Here is a 17551-nt window from a genome sequence, read left to right as displayed (position 1 = left end):
CTGACGGATCTCCGCGGCGTCGCGACGCCCGGCACGCCCTCTCGCCGCACCGCGCGAAAACCCAAGTAGCTCCGCTACGAGGGCTTCCGCGCGGCACGCCGAGAGCACGCACCGGACGCCGCTCCTTCTCCCACGGAGACCCGCCAGAAGGACCCTAGCGCCGTCAAGTTGGGGAGGGGATCGCTCCATGGCATGCGCATCTGCGGGCCGCCGGCGCAGGGTGGGGGCGCCGGCCGCCGTCGTCGCGGTGGTCCTGGTGGCTCTGTCGCCCACCCAGACCGTTCCCGCGCAGGGGGTCCAGGCCACGGGCGGGGCGGGGACCCACGGCTATATCGTCGCCCTGAAGCGGGGCGCGGGAGCGCCCGCGGCGGCGTCCGGGGCGGGCCGGGCGCTGGTCGAGCGGTACGGGGCGCGGGTGCGCCGGGTCTACGGCTCCGCGCTCAACGGCTATGCGGTACGGGCGAGCGCGGCGCAGGCCGGGCGGCTGGCGGCCGATCGGCGCATCGCCTCGGTGGCCCGGGACGAGCGGGTGTCCCTGCGGTGGACCCGGGTGCGGCGGATGGCCCCGCCCCGCGCCCAGGCGCGGCCGCCGTGGGGCCTGGACCGGATCGACCAGCCGGACCGGCCGCCGGACGGGGCGTACACCGCGCCCGGCGGCGGCGGGCGCGGGACCACGATCTATGTCATCGACTCCGGGGTCCGCGCCTCCCATGAGGACTTCGGCGGCCGGGCCCGTTCCGGCTGGGACTTCGTGGACGACGATCCGGTGGCCGAGGACGGCAACGGCCATGGCACCCATGTGGCCGCCACGGCGGCGGGCACCCGCTATGGCGTGGCGAAGAAGGCCGCGATCGTGGCGGTCCGGGTGCTGGACGACCGGGGCGAGGGCACCATCGCCCAGGTGCTGGCCGGAATGGACTGGGTGCTGCGACACGCCAGGCGGCCCGCGGTGGTCAATCTGAGCCTGGGTTCGGCGGCGGCCACCCCGCTGCCCGAATGGGACGCGGCGGTGCGGACGGGGATCGCCGCCGGTCTGGTCTTCACCGTGGCGGCGGGCAATCAGGACCGGCCCGCCGCCTCCTTCTCACCGGGCCGGGTGGCGCGGGCGCTCACGGTCGGCTCGACCGACCGCGCCGACCGGCGCTCGGGCTTCTCCAACTGGGGCCCCGGAATTGACCTGTTCGCGCCCGGCGACCGGATCGTCTCGGCCTCGAACGCGAGCGATACGGCGACCAGGACGCTGTCGGGCACCTCGATGGCGGCCCCGCATGTCGCGGGCGCCGCCGCGCTGTACCTGTCCGACCACCCCTTCGCCACTCCGGCCCAGGTCGGCGCGGCGCTGATAGCCGAGGCGAGCAGGGGCCGGGTGCGCGGCGCGGGTGCGGGCTCACCGAACCGTCTGCTGCGGGTGGCCAACTGACGTAGCGACAGAACGCATCGCGTGGACGGCCCCGCCTACGGGCGGGGTCGATTCATGCACCCGGCGTTACGGACCGGTAGTTCACGGGAACCCGGATTGTCTCCCCGTTCCACAGGGGAAGGCTTTCCACGCGCTCCCCCCATGGCCGACCTCATCCGCCCACCAGAGTGAACGCGGACAGGAGCTGTCATGCCCGCAACCCATCGCCCGGCGGCAAAACCGATACAAAGGACAAAAGCCGCCCTAGCGTCTCCATCCGCAACGCCGTCAGGTGATCCTATGATCGGTCGCATTCCCATTCTGGATATCCGCCCGCTGATCGACTGCGGCCGCCGCCCCGCCAAGGCGGTGGTGGACGAGACCTTCGAGGTCAGCGCCACCGTGTTCCGGGAGGGCCATGACGCGGTCAACGCCAATGTGGTCCTCCGCGATCCGTCCGGGCGCTCGGGCCCCTGGACCCCGATGCGCGAACTCGCCCCCGGCACCGACCGCTGGGGCGCCGAGGTCACCCCCGGCGCGCCCGGCCGCTGGACGTACACGGTCGAGGCATGGAGCGATCCGATCGCCACCTGGCGCCACCACGCCCGGATCAAGATCCCGGCCGGGATCGACACCGATCTGGTCCTGGAGGAGGGGGCCCGGCTGCATGAGCGGGCCGCCACCGGAGTGCCCAAGAACGACGGCCGGGAGGCGGTCCTGGCGGCCGTCGACGGGCTGCGCGACGAGCGCCGCCCGGTGGCCGACCGGCTCGCCGCCGCGCTCGCGCCCGATGTGACCGAGGCCCTCGACCGCCACCCGCTGCGGGAGTTGGTCACCTCCTCGCGCCCCATGCCGCTCCAGGTGGACCGGGAGCGTGCGCTGTTCGGGTCCTGGTACGAGCTCTTCCCGCGCTCGGAGGGGGCCAGGGTGGCCGAGGGGCGGCGGCCGCTCAGCGGCACCCTGCGCACCGCCGCCGAGCGGCTGCCCGCCCTCGCCGCCGCGGGCTTCGACGTCGTCTATCTGCCGCCGATCCACCCCATCGGCACCGCCTACCGCAAGGGCCCCAACAACACGCTCTCCGCCGGCCCCTTCGACGTGGGCTCCCCCTGGGCCATCGGCTCGGCCGACGGCGGCCATGACGCCATCCACCCGGACCTCGGCACCCTGGAGGACTTCGACCACTTCGTGGCGCGCGCCCGTGAACTGCGGATGGAGGTCGCGCTGGACTTCGCGCTCCAGTGCTCCCCGGACCACCCCTGGGTCACCGAGCACCCCGAGTGGTTCCACCAGCGCGCCGACGGCACCGTCGCGTACGCCGAGAACCCGCCCAAGAAGTACCAGGACATCTATCCGATCGCCTTCGACCGGGACTTCCACGGCCTGGTCCGGGAGACCGAGCGGGTGCTGCGCTTCTGGATGGAGCACGGGGTGCGGATCTTCCGCGTGGACAATCCGCACACCAAACCGGTGGTCTTCTGGGAGAAGGTGCTCGGCGACATCCACCGCACCCACCCCGATGTCCTCTTCCTCGCCGAGGCGTTCACCCGCCCGGCGATGATGAACACCCTCGGCGCGGTCGGCTTCCACCAGTCGTACACCTACTTCACCTGGCGGAACACCAAACAGGAGCTCACCGACTACCTCACCGAGCTGGCCGGGGACGCGGCCGCCTGGATGCGGCCCAACTTCTTCGTCAACACCCCCGACATCCTCCAGGCCCACCTCCAGGAGGGCGGCCGCCCCGCCTTCGAGGCGCGGGCCGTGCTCGCCGCCACCCTCTCCCCCACCTGGGGCGTCTACGCGGGCTACGAACTGTGCGAGAACACCCCGGTGCGCGCGGGCAGCGAGGAGTACCTGGACTCGGAGAAGTACCAGTTGCGGCCGCGCGACTGGGCGGCGGCCGAGCGCGAGGGCAGAACGATCACCCCGCTGCTCACCCGGCTGAACCGGCTGCGCCGCCGCCATCCCGCCCTGCGGCGGCTGCGCAACCTCAGATTCCACCACGCCGACAACGATTCCGTCATCGTCTACTCCAAGCGCGCGGGCGACTCGTGTGTGATCACGGTCGTCAACCTGGACCCTCACCACACCCAGGAGGCGACGGTCTCGTTGAACATGCCGGAACTCGGCCTCGAGTGGCATGAGTCCGTCCCGGTGCGCGACGAGCTCACCGGCGAGACCTATCACTGGGGCAGGGACAACTACGTGCGCCTGGAGCCGGGGCGTGAGGTGGCTCCGGCACATGTGCTGTCCCTGCGACCGTCCTCACCGATCGGAGGGTCACCCACAACATGATCGTCAACGAGCCCGTACCGGACACATTCGAGGACACGCCCGCGAAGGACCGTGATCCCGACTGGTTCAAGCGCGCCGTCTTCTACGAGGTCCTGGTCCGCTCCTTCCAGGACAGCAACGGGGACGGCGTCGGCGACCTCAAGGGCCTGACGGCCAAGCTGGACTATCTGCAGTGGCTGGGCGTGGACTGCCTGTGGCTGCCGCCGTTCTTCGCCTCACCACTGCGCGACGGCGGCTATGACGTCTCGGACTACACCGCCGTACTGCCGGAGTTCGGGGACCTCGCGGACTTCGTGGAGTTCGTCGACGCCGCGCATCAGCGCGGGATGCGCGTGATCATCGACTTTGTCATCAACCACACGAGCGACCAGCATCCGTGGTTCCAGGAGTCCCGCAGCGACCCGGACGGACCGTACGGCGAGTACTACGTATGGGCCGACGACGACAAGCAGTACCAGGACGCGCGGATCATCTTCGTCGACACCGAGGCGTCCAACTGGACCTTTGATCCGGTACGCAAGCAGTACTACTGGCACCGCTTCTTCTCGCACCAGCCGGACCTCAACTTCGAGAACCCGGCCGTCCAGGAGGAGGTACTGGCCGCTCTGCGCTTCTGGCTGGACCTGGGCATCGACGGATTCCGGCTCGACGCCGTCCCGTATCTGTATGCCGAGGAGGGCACCAACTGCGAGAACCTCCCGCGCACCCATGAGCTGCTCAAGCGCGTCCGGGCCGAGATCGACGCCCACTACCCCGACACCGTGCTGCTGGCCGAGGCCAATCAGTGGCCGGAGGACGTCGTCGACTACTTCGGCGACTTCGCGGCGGGCGGCGACGAATGCCATATGGCCTTCCACTTCCCGGTGATGCCGCGCATCTTCATGGCGGTGCGGCGCGAGTCCCGCTATCCGGTCTCGGAGATCCTCGCCAAGACCCCGGCCATCCCCTCCGGCTGCCAGTGGGGCATCTTCCTGCGCAACCACGACGAGCTGACGCTGGAGATGGTCACCGACGAAGAGCGCGACTACATGTACGCGGAGTACGCCAAGGACCCCAGAATGCGGGCCAACATCGGCATCCGCAGACGACTGGCCCCCCTGCTGGACAACGACCGCAACCAGATCGAGCTGTTCACCGCGCTGCTGCTGTCCCTGCCCGGCTCCCCGATCCTCTACTACGGCGACGAGATCGGCATGGGTGACAACATCTGGCTCGGCGACCGCGACGCCGTGCGCACCCCCATGCAGTGGACCCCCGACCGCAACGCGGGCTTCTCCTCCTGCGATCCGGGGCGGCTGTTCCTGCCGACCATCATGGACCCGGTCTACGGCTATCAGGTCACCAATGTCGAGGCGGCCATGAGCAGCCCGTCCTCGCTGCTGCACTGGACCCGCCGGATGATCGAGATCCGTAAGCAGAACCCCGCCTTCGGGCTCGGCTCCTTCACCGAGCTGCCGTCCTCCAACCCGGCCGTCCTCGCCTTCCTGCGCGAGGCCCCCTCCACCCGGGACGGCGAGGACGACCTGGTGCTGTGCGTGAACAACTTCTCGCGCTTCGCCCAGCCCACCGAGCTGGATCTGCAGTCCTTCGCCGGCCGCCATCCGGTCGAGCTGATCGGCGGGGTCCGCTTCCCGGCCATCGGGGAGCTGCCGTATCTACTGACCATGGCCGGCCATGGCTTCTACTGGTTCCGGCTGCGGCGCAACGAAGCGATGGGGCACTGGACCGACTGAGCCGACGCCGGGCCGGATGTCTGATGCCGGGCCACCCGGTTTCGGCCGGGGCGCGGCCCTCGCTCCGGCCCTCGCTCCGGCCCTCGCTCCGGCTCTCGCTCGTCCGTACGCGTCCATCTCGGGCGCGTACGGGCGTTTTCGACCCCCCGTCATGGGCACTCTGTACTCACATGCGCCACCGGCGGACCCGATCGCGTACACCGAGCTCGCCGTACGGACGATCCTCGCCCGACACGTCCCGCACCGTCGCACAGTCAATGCCGCAATCCGGGACACTTTGCCCTGATCTGTCGTGTGCCCGGGGAAAGGACGCGACGCCATGCCGGAAGCTCCGCTCTCCCGGGGGGCACAACACCCGCCGACCGCCGTACCACGGGATCAGCCCCCGACGTCCGCCACTCGCACCACCACGGCCGCGGGCCCGTCCGGGCTGCTCGCCTCGCTCGCGCCGCTGCTCGCCGAGTGGCTGCCCCGCCAGCGCTGGTTCGCGGGCAAGGGCCGTCCCGTCACCGGCTTCGCGCTGGTCTCCGCGACCGAGCTGCTGCCGTGGCGGGCGGGCGGCGGCATGCCCGGGCTGCTCCATCTGCTGATCCGCGCCCAGCAGCCGGAGCCGCCCGGCCACCGGCACGGCTTCGGCTGCGGCCACCGGCGCGGGGCGGCGGCCAGCGACTGCTACCAGCTCCTGCTCGGGGCGCGCCCCGCCCTTCCGCCGCCGCTCGCCCCCGCGCTCATCGGCCGGCCCAGCGGCGGGCCGCTGGACGGGCAGACGGTGTACGAGGCGCTGTTCGACCCCCGGCTCACCACGCTGCTGCTGGAGCGGCTGCGGATGCCCGGGCGGCTCGGCCCGCTGCGCTTCGTACGGGAGCCGTCCAGCGTGATCCCCTCCGCGCTGCCGCCCCGGGTGATGACCGCCGAGCAGTCCAACTCCTCGGTGATCTATGGCGATACGTTTATTCTCAAACTTTTCCGCCGGGTCAGCCCCGGCACCAACCCCGACCTCGAACTCCCCCTCGCGCTCGCCCACACCGGCTGCACCCGGGTACCCGCACCCGTCGCCTGGTTCGAGGCCGAGCCGCCGGCCGAGGGCGCCGGGCCACCGGCGGAGCCCTTCACCCTGGGGGTGCTGCAGCCCTTCCTGACCGGTTCCCGGGACGGCTGGCAGCTCGCGCTCGACGCCCTGGCCGCCGGGCGCGACTTCACCGACGCCGCCCGCGCGCTGGGGCATGCGACCGCCGAGGCCCATCTGGCGATGGCCCGCGCCCTGCCCACCTCCGTGCTGCGCCGCCCGCAGATCGAGCATCTCGCCGCCGCCATGAGCGAGCGCCTCGACTCGGCCGCCGCCGCGGTGCCCGCCCTCCAGCCGTACCGCGCGGAGCTGCACGGCGCGTACGAGGACCTGGCCGCGCTGGGGCGCGCGGGCCGCACCTGGGCGGCCCAGCGCATCCACGGCGATCTGCACCTGGGGCAGGCGCTGCTGACCGAGGACGGCGACGGAGGCGGAGGCGGAGGCGGGCGGTGGTCGCTGATCGACTTCGAGGGCGAGCCGTCCCGTCCGCTGGCCGAGCGCCGCCGCCCGCAGCCGCCGGTGCGCGATATCGCGGGCATGCTGCGGTCCTTCGATTACGCGGCGGCCGTGGGACGCCATGAGCGCCCGCAGGAGTGGGCGGGCCGCACCCGCGCCGCGTACTGCGCGGGCTATGCGGAGGCGTCCGGCACCGATCCGCGCGACGAGCCGGAGTTGCTGCGCGCCCATGAGACCGACAAGGCCGTCTACGAGGTGCTCTACGAGGCGCGGCACCGCCCCGACTGGCTCTCGGTCCCGATGACCGCGATCCGCCGCCTCGCCACCGCCCGCGCCTGACCCATGGGGCCACGGGCGGCAGCGGCCCCGGCCCGGCCCCGGGCTCCGGCTCCCACGGACCGCCGCCCCACAGTCCCCGTCCGTTTCCCCGCTTCCGACCGTCCGACGCCCGACACCTCCGGGAGGACCACCCCGTGACCGCACGACCGCCGTCCGGCCAGCACCCGTCCGACGAGGGACCGGGCCACCCACCCGCCGCCACCGGCGCCACGACCGGTCCGGCGGCCCCGGCGGTCCCGGCAGTCCCACCGACTTTTCTCCCGGGCCGCCCTCACCCGCAGCCCGAGCCCCGCGCCGAGCGCCCGGCCCCCGAGACCCCGGCGCGCCACGACCCGGAGTCGCGCGGGAGCGCGGAGCGCCCGGCGCCGACCGCGTCCCCCGGCCCGGACGGCTCCGAGACGGCTCCCGCCCCGGCACAGGAGACCGCCCCTGCGGCCGGGCCCCGCGAGGCGGCCTCAGCGGCCGGGCGTCCACGCCCCGACCAGCGCCCCGCCCCCGAGGACGCCCCGGGGCGGGCTCCGTCCCCCCGGGAGGACCCCGCGTCCGCCGAGTCGGCGGGCATCAAGCCCGCGCCCCACCGGGAATCTCCCGACTCGGCCGCCACGACGGCGAACCGGCAGGAGGCCGCCGACCGCGGCCACCCCGGCCACGAGGCGCGGGTGTCCTACGGTGCCCCGCCCGTGCCCCGCGCGGCGCGTGCGGACCAGGCGCGGCACGAGGAGACCGACGGTGCGGCCGAGCCGTCGCGTGTCGCCGGGCGGCCCGTGGCCGGGGGCGGCGGGCAGGCTGACGTGGCGTACGACGAGCACGGTGTGCGGCCCGCGCCCGCGCTCGGGGACGAGGAGCGGCGGCGGCTGCTGTCCGGGGCACATCACGCACCGCACGACCTGCTCGGCGCCCACCCCGTGCGTGGCGGTGTGCTCTTCCGCTGCCTGCGCCCGTACGCCCGCTCGGTGACCGTCGCCGCCGCCGGGCTGCGCGCCCGGCTGCGGGCCGAGGGGGACGGGCTGTTCTCCGGGGTGCTGCCGCTGCGGGAGATCCCGGACTACCGGCTGCTGGTGACGTACGAGGACGCCGAGCTGGAGCTGCACGACCCGTACCGCTTCCTGCCCACCCTCGGCGAACTCGATCTGCACCTCATCGGCGAGGGCCGCCACGAGGAGCTGTGGCGGGCGCTCGGCGCGCATCCGATGACCCACCAGGACGTGTCCGGCACCCGCTTCACCGTATGGGCTCCCAATGCCCTCGGGGTGCGGCTGACCGGCGACTTCACCTACTGGGACGGCACCGCGCTGCCGATGCGCTCGCTCGGTGGCAGCGGCGTGTGGGAGCTGTTCCTGCCCGGTGTCGGCGAGGGCGCGCTGTACAAGTTCGAGATCACCCGGCACGACGGCGGCCACTCCCTGCGCGCCGACCCGATGGCGCGGCGCACCGAGTGCCCGCCCGCCACCGCCTCCGTCGTCCATGCCTCGCACCACCGCTGGGGGGACGAGGCGTGGATGGCGCGCCGGGAGGGCGGGCGCGTCCATGAGCTGCCGTTCTCCGTCTACGAGGTGCATCTGCCGTCGTGGCGGCCGGGGCTGACCTACCGGCAGCTCGCGCAGCAGCTCCCGGCGTACGTCAAGGACCTCGGCTTCACCCATGTCGAGCTGATGCCGGTGGCCGAGCACCCCTTCGGCGGCTCCTGGGGCTATCAAGTCACCGGGTTCTACGCGCCCACGGCCCGGCTGGGCACCCCCGACGACTTCAAGCACCTGGTGGACGCGCTGCACCGGGCGGGCATCGGGGTGCTCGTGGACTGGGTGCCCGCACATTTCCCCAAGGACGCCTGGGCGCTGGCCGAGTTCGACGGCCGTCCGCTGTACGAGCCCGCGGATCCGCTGCGGGCCGCGCATCCCGACTGGGGCACGCTGGAGTTCGACTACGGGCGCACGGAGGTGCGCAACTTCCTGGTGGCGAACGCCGTCTACTGGTGCGAGGAGTTCCATATCGACGGTCTGCGGGTGGACGCCGTCGCCTCCATGCTCTACCTCGACTATTCCCGCGAGCCCGGCCAGTGGACGCCCAACGCGCACGGCGGCCGGGAGAACCTGGACGCGGTCGCCTTCCTCCAGGAGATGAACGCGACCGTCTACCGCCGCTGCCCGGGTGTGATCACCATCGCCGAGGAGTCGACCGCGTGGGACGGGGTCACCCGCGCCACCCACCATGTGGGCCCCAGCGGCTTCGGCGGCCTCGGCTTCGGGCTGAAGTGGAACATGGGGTGGATGCACGACTCGCTGGGCTATCTCGCACATGAGCCGGTGCACCGCGCCTACCACCACCATGAGATGACCTTCTCGATGGTGTACGCGTACAGCGAGAACTATGTGCTGCCGATCTCGCACGACGAGGTGGTGCACGGCAAACGGGCCCTGGTGTCGAAGATGCCCGGCGACTGGTGGCAGCAGCGCGCCAACCACCGCGCCTACCTCGGCTTCATGTGGGCCCACCCGGGCAAGCAACTGCTCTTCATGGGCCAGGAGTTCGCCCAGGGCGCCGAGTGGTCGGAGGCGCACGGGCCCGACTGGTGGCTGCTGGACCCGTCGTACTCCGCCGAGCCCGACCACCGGGGCGTCCGCGATCTGGTCCGCGACCTCAACCAGGTGTACGCGGCCACGCCCGCGCTGTGGCAGCGGGACACCGACCCCGAGGGCTTCTCCTGGATCGAGGGCGACGCCCGCGAGGACAATGTCTTCGCCTTCCTCCGCCTCGACGCCGACGGCTCCCCGCTGCTCGCCATCAGCAACTTCTCCCCGGTGGTCCGCCAGGAGTACCGCATCGGGGCGCCAGAGGCGGTGCCGGTGTGGCGCGAGGTACTGAACACCGACGACGGGCGCTACGGCGGCAGCGGCGTGGCCAACGCCGAGCCGCTGAAGGCCGAGCCCACGGGGTGGCACGGGCGACCCGCGAGCATCCTGCCGGTGCTGCCGCCGCTGGCCACGATCTGGCTGCGGCCCGCCTGAGCCGCCCCGCCTGATCCCTACGTCCCGTCAGCCGTCGGGCCCGCCCAGCCGGGTGAGCCCGTCCCGAAGCCGCTGGGCGTCGGGGTGGCCGAGGGCGTCGAAACGGGTCAGGGCCCGCTGCCAACTGTGGCGGGCCCCGGCCCGGTCCCCGGCGGCGAGCTGCGCGCTGCCGAGCCGGTGCAGGGACTCGGCCTCCCGGACCTGCTCGCCCCGCCCGTGCCGCAGCTCCACGGCGTGCCGGTAGCAACTGATGGCCTGCTGGTGGTCGCCGACGTGCTGATACGCGTAGCCGAGGCTGTCCCAGGCCGCGGACTCCCCGCGCCTGTCCCCCGCCTCCCGCATCATGTTCAGCGCCTTCTCGCAGTGGACGAGGGTCTGCCGGAAGTCGCCCAGCATGGCGTAGGCCCAGCCGACGTTGTTCATCGCGTACGCCTCGCCGCTGCGGTGGCCCGCCGCCCGGTACAGCTTCAGGGCGCGCAGCGCGTGGTACAGCCCCTCGTCATGGCGGCCCTCCCGCTCACCGGCGAAGTTGAGCGCGCCATGGGCCAGGGCCTGGCCGACGGCGTTGCCGGTCTCGCGGTGCAGGTTCAGGGCGCGCACCAGATGGCCACGGGCCCGGTCGTAGCGGCCCATCCGCAGATCGGCGAGGCCCAGGCCGTAGCAGGCGTGGGCCTGGCCGGTGAGATCGCGGATGCGGTGGGCCGAGCCCAGGGCGGTCCGGTGGACGGTGCGCTGATCGTGCCAGTGGCCGCGCTGGTCCAGGAACTCCATCAGCGACCAGGCCAGTTGCCAGGCGTGGGTGTCGAATCCGGTCTCGGCGGCCTGCTGCAGCGCCGCGATCAGCGCCGGATAGGTGAGGCCGAACCAGAGCAGTGCCTGTGCGTGCCCCGTGAACTCCCCGACGCTGACCCCGGGCCGGACCGGCTCGACCGCGATCGGCTCCCGGTGCGGGGTGAAGGCCGCCCCGGCGGCCACGGCGGTGTGCAGATAGTGGTCGAGCAGCCGGTGCAGCGCGGTGTGGCGCTCGTCCTGCCCGTCGTACGCCCGGGTGAGCTCCACGGCGTAGGCGCGCAGCAGATCGTGGAAGCCGTACTGGCCCGGGGCGCGTTCGGTGATCAGATGCGCCCGGGTGAGCTGGATCAGCAGCCGACGGGCCTGCGGGACCGGGACCCCCACCAGGCTGGCGGCGGCCGGGGCCGCGATGTCGGGGCCCGGGTGGACGCCCAGCAGCCGGAACAGCCGGGCGGCGTCGGGGCCCAGGGTGTGGTACGACCAGGAGAAGACGGCCCGGACATCGGTGGTGGCGTCCCCGCCCTCGAACGCGTCGAGGCTGCCGCGGGCGTCGCGCAGCTCCCCGGCGAGCGCCTCCAGGCCGAAGCGGGGGTGGGCGGCGGCGCGGGCGGCGACGATGGCGAGCGCGAGCGGCAGCCCGGCGCACACCGTGATCACCTCGGCCACGGCATCGGGTTCGGCGGCCACCCGCTCGGCGCCCACCCTGCTGATCAGCAGCTCGCGCGCCTCCGCGCGGTCGAGCAGATCCAGCGGCAGCGGCTGGGCCTGCTCGGCGACGACCAGGCTGGTGAGCTCGTTACGGCTGGTCAGCACTACCAGACAGCCGGGGGAACCGGGCAGCAGGGGCCGCACCTGCTCGGCGTCACGGGCGTTGTCGAGCAGGATCAGCATCCGGCGGTCGGCCACCAGGCTCCGGTACAGGGCGGTCTGCGCCTCGACGGTCGCGGGGATCCGGTGGGCGGGCACCTGGAAGGCGTCCAGGAGGCTCCGTACGGCCTCGGCGACGGCCATGGCCGAGTCGGTGGGGCCGAAACCGCGCAGGTTCAGATAGAGCTGACCGTCGGGGAACCGGTCGCGGACGCGGTGGGCCCAGTGCACCGCGAGGGTCGTCTTGCCGAGGCCGCCGCTGCCCGCGATCACGGTGATCATCGCGGCCGTGGGCGCCCGTCCGCCGCCCTCACCCGAACCCGCGTGCAGCAGGGCGTCCAGCCCGGCCAGTTCGCGTTCGCGGCCGGTGAAGTGGGCGACGTCGGAGGGGAGTTGCTGCGGTACGGCGGTGATGACGGAGATCGGCTCGGGGACGGTGGCGAGTGGACTGGCGGTGGGCGAACCGGCGGCGGAGGTGGGTACGACGATGGGCTCGTCGCCGGCCCCGGTGACGGACCCGGTGCTGGGCTCGGGCGCCTCGTCGGCGGCCGGGACGCCCTCCGGGGCGGGGGCCGGGACCGGCATCGCGTCGGAGGGTGCCGCCGCCGCGGGAGCGCTCCCGTACGATCCGGGCGGCCCCGACGGATCCCCGGACCGGCCGCCCCGAATGTCCCGGCCGTCTCGACTCTCACGGCCGTCTCGACTCTCACGGCCGTCCCGGCCATCCCGGCTGTCCTCGAGTGCCTCCCGGTGGAGCCTCTGCAACTCGTCGCCGGGCTCGATGCCCAGCTCCTCCACATACCTCCGTCGGGTGGAGCGGAAGAGCGCCAGGGCGTCGGCCCGCCGGCCGCCGCGCCGTAGCGCCTCCATCAGCAGCGCCACCGAGCGCTCCCGCAAGGGGTGTTCGGCCACCAGGGCGGACAGCTCCGTGGCGGCCTCGTGGTGCCGTCCGGAGTGCAGATCGATCGCGGCGAGCTCCTCGACCGCCGTACGCCGCTCCTCCTCCAGCCCGGCGCCCAGGGTGTCGGGGAGCCAGCCGCCCGCGACATCCGCCAGCGCGGGCCCGCGCCACAACTGCAGCGCGGCGCGCAGCAGCTCCCCGGCCCGGTCCTCGGCGCCCTCGGCGGACCCGGCAGTCGACCCGGCGGCTCCGGTGGCCGACCCTGCGGCCCCGGCAGCCCCGCTGCCCTTGGGAGCCTCCCGCGCCGCCCGCACCAGATCGCGGAACCGGTGCAGATCGACCTGCTCACGCGCGACGGTCAGGGAATAGCCCTTCGCCGATGTCGTCAACTCGGCCCCGGGCAAGGCGGAAAGGATCCGCCGCAGCTTGGAAATCTGCACCTGCACGGCGTTTCGCGCGGACCCCGGCGGGTCCTCGCCCCATACTGCCAACACCAGCCTGTCGACGGACACCACGCGGCCGGTGGCCATCAGCAGCATCGCCAGAACAGACCGCTGCTGCGCGGCGGTCGGCCCCAGGAGACGCTCGCTCTGCCATATTCCGACCGGTCCCAACAGGCGAAACTCGGTCCCATCCACACACTGCCCCCGTTGGTACCAGAGATTTCACTGTGACCATGTGGAAGCCTACCCACGGGTTCGGGTCAGCGAGGCATCAGCGGGATATCAGCGGCTCGTAGCACCCTACGGTCATCGAGGGCCCCATGGGCACCAGAAGGTCACCCGGTCACCGCGGCGGCGGCGACCGAACCGGAAGTGTCCGGTCCGGGGCCCTCATCCACCAATGAACGGGGGACAGCATGGCAGTGAGGTGCCGAGGAGGCGGCTCATGACCACGGCTGAAGGAACACGAAGCACACCTCGGATCGGCGAGCTCGTCTACGACCTCGAACGCGAGGCCATGGGCCGCGTCGCCTACGTCGACACCGGCGGCAACATCGCCTGGGTCAAACCCCTGCACGAGGGCCCCGAATGGACGGCCCTCCCGGAACAGCTGCGCCGCGCGCCGGACGGCGAGCGCTGAGGCGCCTTCGGCGCCGAAAGGACCGCCAAAGGGCAGTGGCGGCGTAGCCAATGGCGGCGTCTCGCGTCTTCCAACGGGGGGAAGACGCGGGGCGCCATTCGCCGTGTGCGCGCAACGTATGTGCCTGTGAAACGCCCGCGGCCCTGCCCCGATTCAGGAGGGCAGGGCCGCGGCGCGCACAAGGTGTCAGGCGGGCACGTGCTCCTTCGCCGTGTCACCGTCACGCCGCTCGGGGAGGGACTTGCCCTCGGCCCCGTCGGAGTCGTCGGCGGCCGGGCCGTGGCCGCCGCCGTGGCGGGCGAAGCCCTCGGCGTCGAACGGCAGCCGCCCGCCCAGGACTTCGTTCATCCGCTCCTTGTCGATCTCCTTGGTCCAGGTGCCGACCAGGACGGTCGCGACCGCGTTGCCCGCGAAGTTGGTGAGGGCCCGGGCCTCGCTCATGAAGCGGTCGATGCCGACGATGAGGCCGACGCCGTCGACCAGTTCGGGCCGGTGCGACTGCAGACCGCCCGCCAGCGTCGCCATGCCCGCGCCGGTCACACCGGCGGCACCCTTCGACGCGACGATCATGAAGACGAGGAGGGATATCTGCTGGCCTATGGAGAGCGGCTCGCCCATGGCCTCGGCGATGAACAGCGAGGACATGGTGAGATAGATGGCGGTGCCATCCAGGTTGAACGAGTAGCCGGTGGGGACGGTGATGCCGACGACCGGCCTGCTGACCCCCGCGTGCTCCATCTTCGCGATGAGCAGCGGCAGCGCCGACTCGGAGGACGAGGTCGACAGGATCAGCAGGAACTCTCGCGCCAGGTACTTCAGCAGCAGGAAGATGTTCACTCCCGCGACCAGCCGCAGGATCGTCCCGAGGACGAGGAACACGAACAGCACACAGGTGACGTAGAAGCCGACCATGATGACCGCGAGCGCCTTGAGCGCGTCAAGGCCGGTCTCGCCGACCACGGCGGCGATCGCGCCGAAGGCGCCCACCGGAGCGGCCCACATGACCATCGACAGCAGCTTGAAGACGAGCTGCTGTATGTGGCCTATGCCGCGCAGCACCGGCTGGCCGGCCTTGCCCATCGCCTGCAGGGCGAAGCCCGCGAGGAGGGCCACGAACAGGGTCTGCAGCACCTCGCCCTCGGTGAAGGCGGAGACCAGCGTCTTCGGGATGATCCCGAGCAGGAAGTCCGCCGTCGACTCGGAGGCACCCTCGGCCTGGCTCTGCCCGGCTTCGGCCGCGTCATGGCTCATGTGCAGGCCGCTGCCCGGCTCCAGGAAGTTGCCGACGACCAGGCCGATGGCGAGGGCCACGGTCGACATCAGCATGAAGTAGCCGAGCGCGAGACCGCCGACCGCGCCGACCTTCGCGGCCTTGCGCACCGAGCCGACCCCGAGCACGATCGTGCAGAAGATGATCGGCGAGATCAGCATCTTGATCAGGTTGACGAAGCCTTCGCCGATCGGCTTGAGCTCCACCGCCGTATCGGGGGCCACAAAGCCCACCAGGATGCCGAGCGCCACCGCGCCGATGACGGCGAGGTAAAGGTAGTGAATCCTTTCTTTCTTCGGCTTCGTCCCATCCGGCTCCGTACGCCCGGATGCGGGCGGCGTGGTGTCCGCAGCCACGGTGCTGCCTCCTTCTGATCAGCCGTCCAACTGTCCCGGCGCTGTACTGTGTGCGGCTCGCACACCGCCTTGAACGGTCCCGGCGACTATGCCCCACCCCTGTGACGGGGGTCACCCTTCCGTTCATTTCGTTCATACAAAGATGCGTGTGCAGACTGATGTCCATGCGCATCCCCCACCCCCGGAGCCTGGCCGGCCAGCTCTTCGCGATGCAGGTCGTGCTGGTCGCCGCCCTGGTGGCCGGATGCGCCGTCTTCGCCTACGTCACCGACCGCGAGCAGGCGGTGGTGGCCGCGCGGCAGCGGGCGACGGCCGCCGCGGTGGCCGTCGCCGACTCCCCGTCGGTCGCCGAGGCCGCACGGTCCAAGGACCCCACCGCCCGGCTCCAGCCGTATGCGGAGAAGGTGCGCCGGGACACCGACGTCACCTTCGTCACGATCATGGATACCCACGGTGTGCGCTGGGCGCACCCCGATCCGCGCCAGATCGGCGCCACCTACCTCGGCCACATCAAGCCCGCGCTGCGTGGCCGGATCTTCGCCGAGACCTATACGGGCACGCTCGGCTCCTCCGTGCGCGTGGTCGCCCCGGTGCGCGACGACCGCGCCGGCGGCCGGATCACCGCGCTGGTCAGCGCGGGCATCACCGTGGACACCATCAGCGCCCAGGTGCGCCGGCAGCTACTCGCGCTGCTCGGTGTGGCGGCCGCCGCGCTCGCGCTCGGCGGCCTGTGCGCGTATGTCATCAACGCCCGGCTGCGCCGCCATACGCACGGGATGAACGCGGACGAGCTGAGCCGGATGCACGACTACCACCAGGCCGCGCTGCACGCCGTGCGCGAGGGGCTGCTGATGCTCGACGGCGGGCGGCGGATCGCGCTGATCAACGACGGCGGGCGGGAGCTGCTCGGCCTGCCCGAGGACTCCGTCGGCCGCTACGTCTCCGACCTGGGCCTGCCGCCCGCGCTGACCGGCGCCCTGCTGGCCACCGAGCCGCGGGTGGACGAACTGCATCTGACCGCGGAACGGGTGGTGGTCGTCAATACCTCCCCGGTGAGCAGCGGCGAACAGCGCGGCACGGTCGTCACCCTGCGCGACCACACCGAGCTCCAGGCGCTCTCCGGCGAGCTGGACTCGGTGCGCGGCTTCGCGGAGGCGCTGCGCTCCCAGGCCCATGAGGCCGCGAATCGGCTGCATGCCGTCGTCTCGCTGATCGAACTGGGCCGGGAGGACGAGGCCGTCGACTTCGCCACCGCCGAGCTGGAGCTGGCCCAGGCGCTGACCGACCAGGTGGTGGGGGCGGTCGCCGAACCGGTGCTGGCCGCGCTGCTGCTGGGCAAGGCGGCACAGGCCAACGAACGCGGCGTCGAACTCGTCCTCGCCCCCGACAGCCGCATCGACGACGGCGTCCTCCCGCCCGGTCTGCCCGCCCGCGACCTGGTGACCATCCTCGGCAACCTCATCGACAACGCCACGGACGCGGCCGCCGAGGGCGTCGGCCACGGCGGGGCACCCCGCAGCGCCCGCGTCACGGTCACCGCCCGCACGGACGCCGGCGAGCTGACGCTGAGCGTCGCGGACACCGGGGCCGGGCTCGACCCGGCGGCGGCCGAGGAGGTCTTCCGGCGCGGCTGGAGCACGAAGTCGCAGGGGCGCGGCCTGGGCCTGGCCCTGGTCCGCCAGGCCGCCCGCCGCAACGCGGGCACGGTGGAGGTATCGGCCGCCCCGGACGGCGGCGCCGAATTCACGGTCCGCCTGCCTCTGGCAACCCCGGCCGCCACACCGTGAGCCCCTTCACTGCCCCGGGCACCCCACCGGCCGACCGGCCCGCGCCCGGGGCCGAGGCGCCCCCGGGCGGGCCCGGCCGGACGGCCGCCCGGCCGAGCACCGCGTATCAGCACGGCGCGCCGCACCCGCCGAGGCCCCGCCCGGCATCGGCGCGCCACCGATGCGGGGCACGGCTCCCCGGAGGCGGCGCCGCCCGCCACCC

General features: G+C 72.7%; 9 protein-coding genes. 7 read left to right on the top strand and 2 right to left on the bottom strand.

Annotated features, from left to right (window positions below; translation table 11 throughout):
- Nucleotides 1-187: 187 nt before the first annotated feature.
- From J5X86_RS16685 to glgB, 5 genes are all read left to right on the top strand, one after another.
- Nucleotides 188-1420, top strand: a complete 1233-nt coding sequence (locus J5X86_RS16685; RefSeq protein WP_208517606.1) for a S8 family peptidase — start codon at nt 188-190, stop codon at nt 1418-1420.
- Nucleotides 1421-1699: 279 nt separating this feature from the next.
- A complete protein-coding gene (locus tag J5X86_RS16680) occupies nt 1700-3694 on the top strand; it encodes an alpha-1,4-glucan--maltose-1-phosphate maltosyltransferase (protein ID WP_208517605.1) in 1995 nt (664 codons plus the stop codon).
- Entirely contained in the window at nt 3691-5427 is a 1737-nt protein-coding gene (gene treS, locus J5X86_RS16675; protein ID WP_208517604.1) for a maltose alpha-D-glucosyltransferase, read from the top strand. The genes J5X86_RS16680 and treS overlap by 4 nt, the downstream gene beginning before the upstream one ends.
- Nucleotides 5428-5746: 319 nt before the next feature.
- Complete coding sequence (locus J5X86_RS16670; RefSeq protein WP_208517603.1) at nt 5747-7288, top strand: phosphotransferase; 1542 nt, start codon at nt 5747-5749, stop codon at nt 7286-7288.
- Between the two features lie 134 nt (nt 7289-7422).
- Nucleotides 7423-10293: a 1,4-alpha-glucan branching enzyme gene (gene glgB, locus J5X86_RS16665; RefSeq protein ID WP_374229258.1), complete on the top strand. Its 2871-nt coding sequence runs from the start codon at nt 7423-7425 to the stop codon at nt 10291-10293.
- Nucleotides 10294-10320: 27 nt separating this feature from the next.
- On the opposite strand, the gene J5X86_RS16660 is transcribed toward glgB, so the two are convergent.
- Nucleotides 10321-13491 carry a BTAD domain-containing putative transcriptional regulator gene (locus tag J5X86_RS16660; RefSeq protein WP_208517602.1) on the bottom strand — a complete coding sequence of 1057 codons (3171 nt, stop codon included), beginning with the start codon at nt 13489-13491 and terminating at the stop codon, nt 10321-10323.
- 250 nt (nt 13492-13741) lie between these two features.
- Between J5X86_RS16660 and J5X86_RS16655 the strand changes: the two genes are divergently transcribed.
- Entirely contained in the window at nt 13742-13936 is a 195-nt protein-coding gene (locus J5X86_RS16655) for a hypothetical protein (RefSeq protein WP_059148544.1), read from the top strand.
- 186 nt (nt 13937-14122) lie between these two features.
- Here J5X86_RS16655 and J5X86_RS16650 read toward each other — a convergent pair whose 3' ends face one another.
- Nucleotides 14123-15562, bottom strand: a complete 1440-nt coding sequence (locus J5X86_RS16650; protein WP_208517601.1) for a cation:dicarboxylate symporter family transporter — start codon at nt 15560-15562, stop codon at nt 14123-14125.
- Nucleotides 15563-15726: 164 nt separating this feature from the next.
- Between J5X86_RS16650 and J5X86_RS16645 the strand changes: the two genes are divergently transcribed.
- Entirely contained in the window at nt 15727-17349 is a 1623-nt protein-coding gene (locus J5X86_RS16645; protein WP_208517600.1) for a sensor histidine kinase, read from the top strand.
- Nucleotides 17350-17551 lie beyond the last annotated feature (202 nt).

It is taken from the genome of Streptomyces sp. NEAU-YJ-81, from assembly GCF_017592595.1.
Classification (GTDB): Bacteria; Actinomycetota; Actinomycetes; order Streptomycetales; family Streptomycetaceae; genus Streptomyces; species Streptomyces hygroscopicus_B.
Note: the sequence above shows the minus strand (reverse complement) of the source record. Positions and strands in the feature narration are given on the sequence as shown.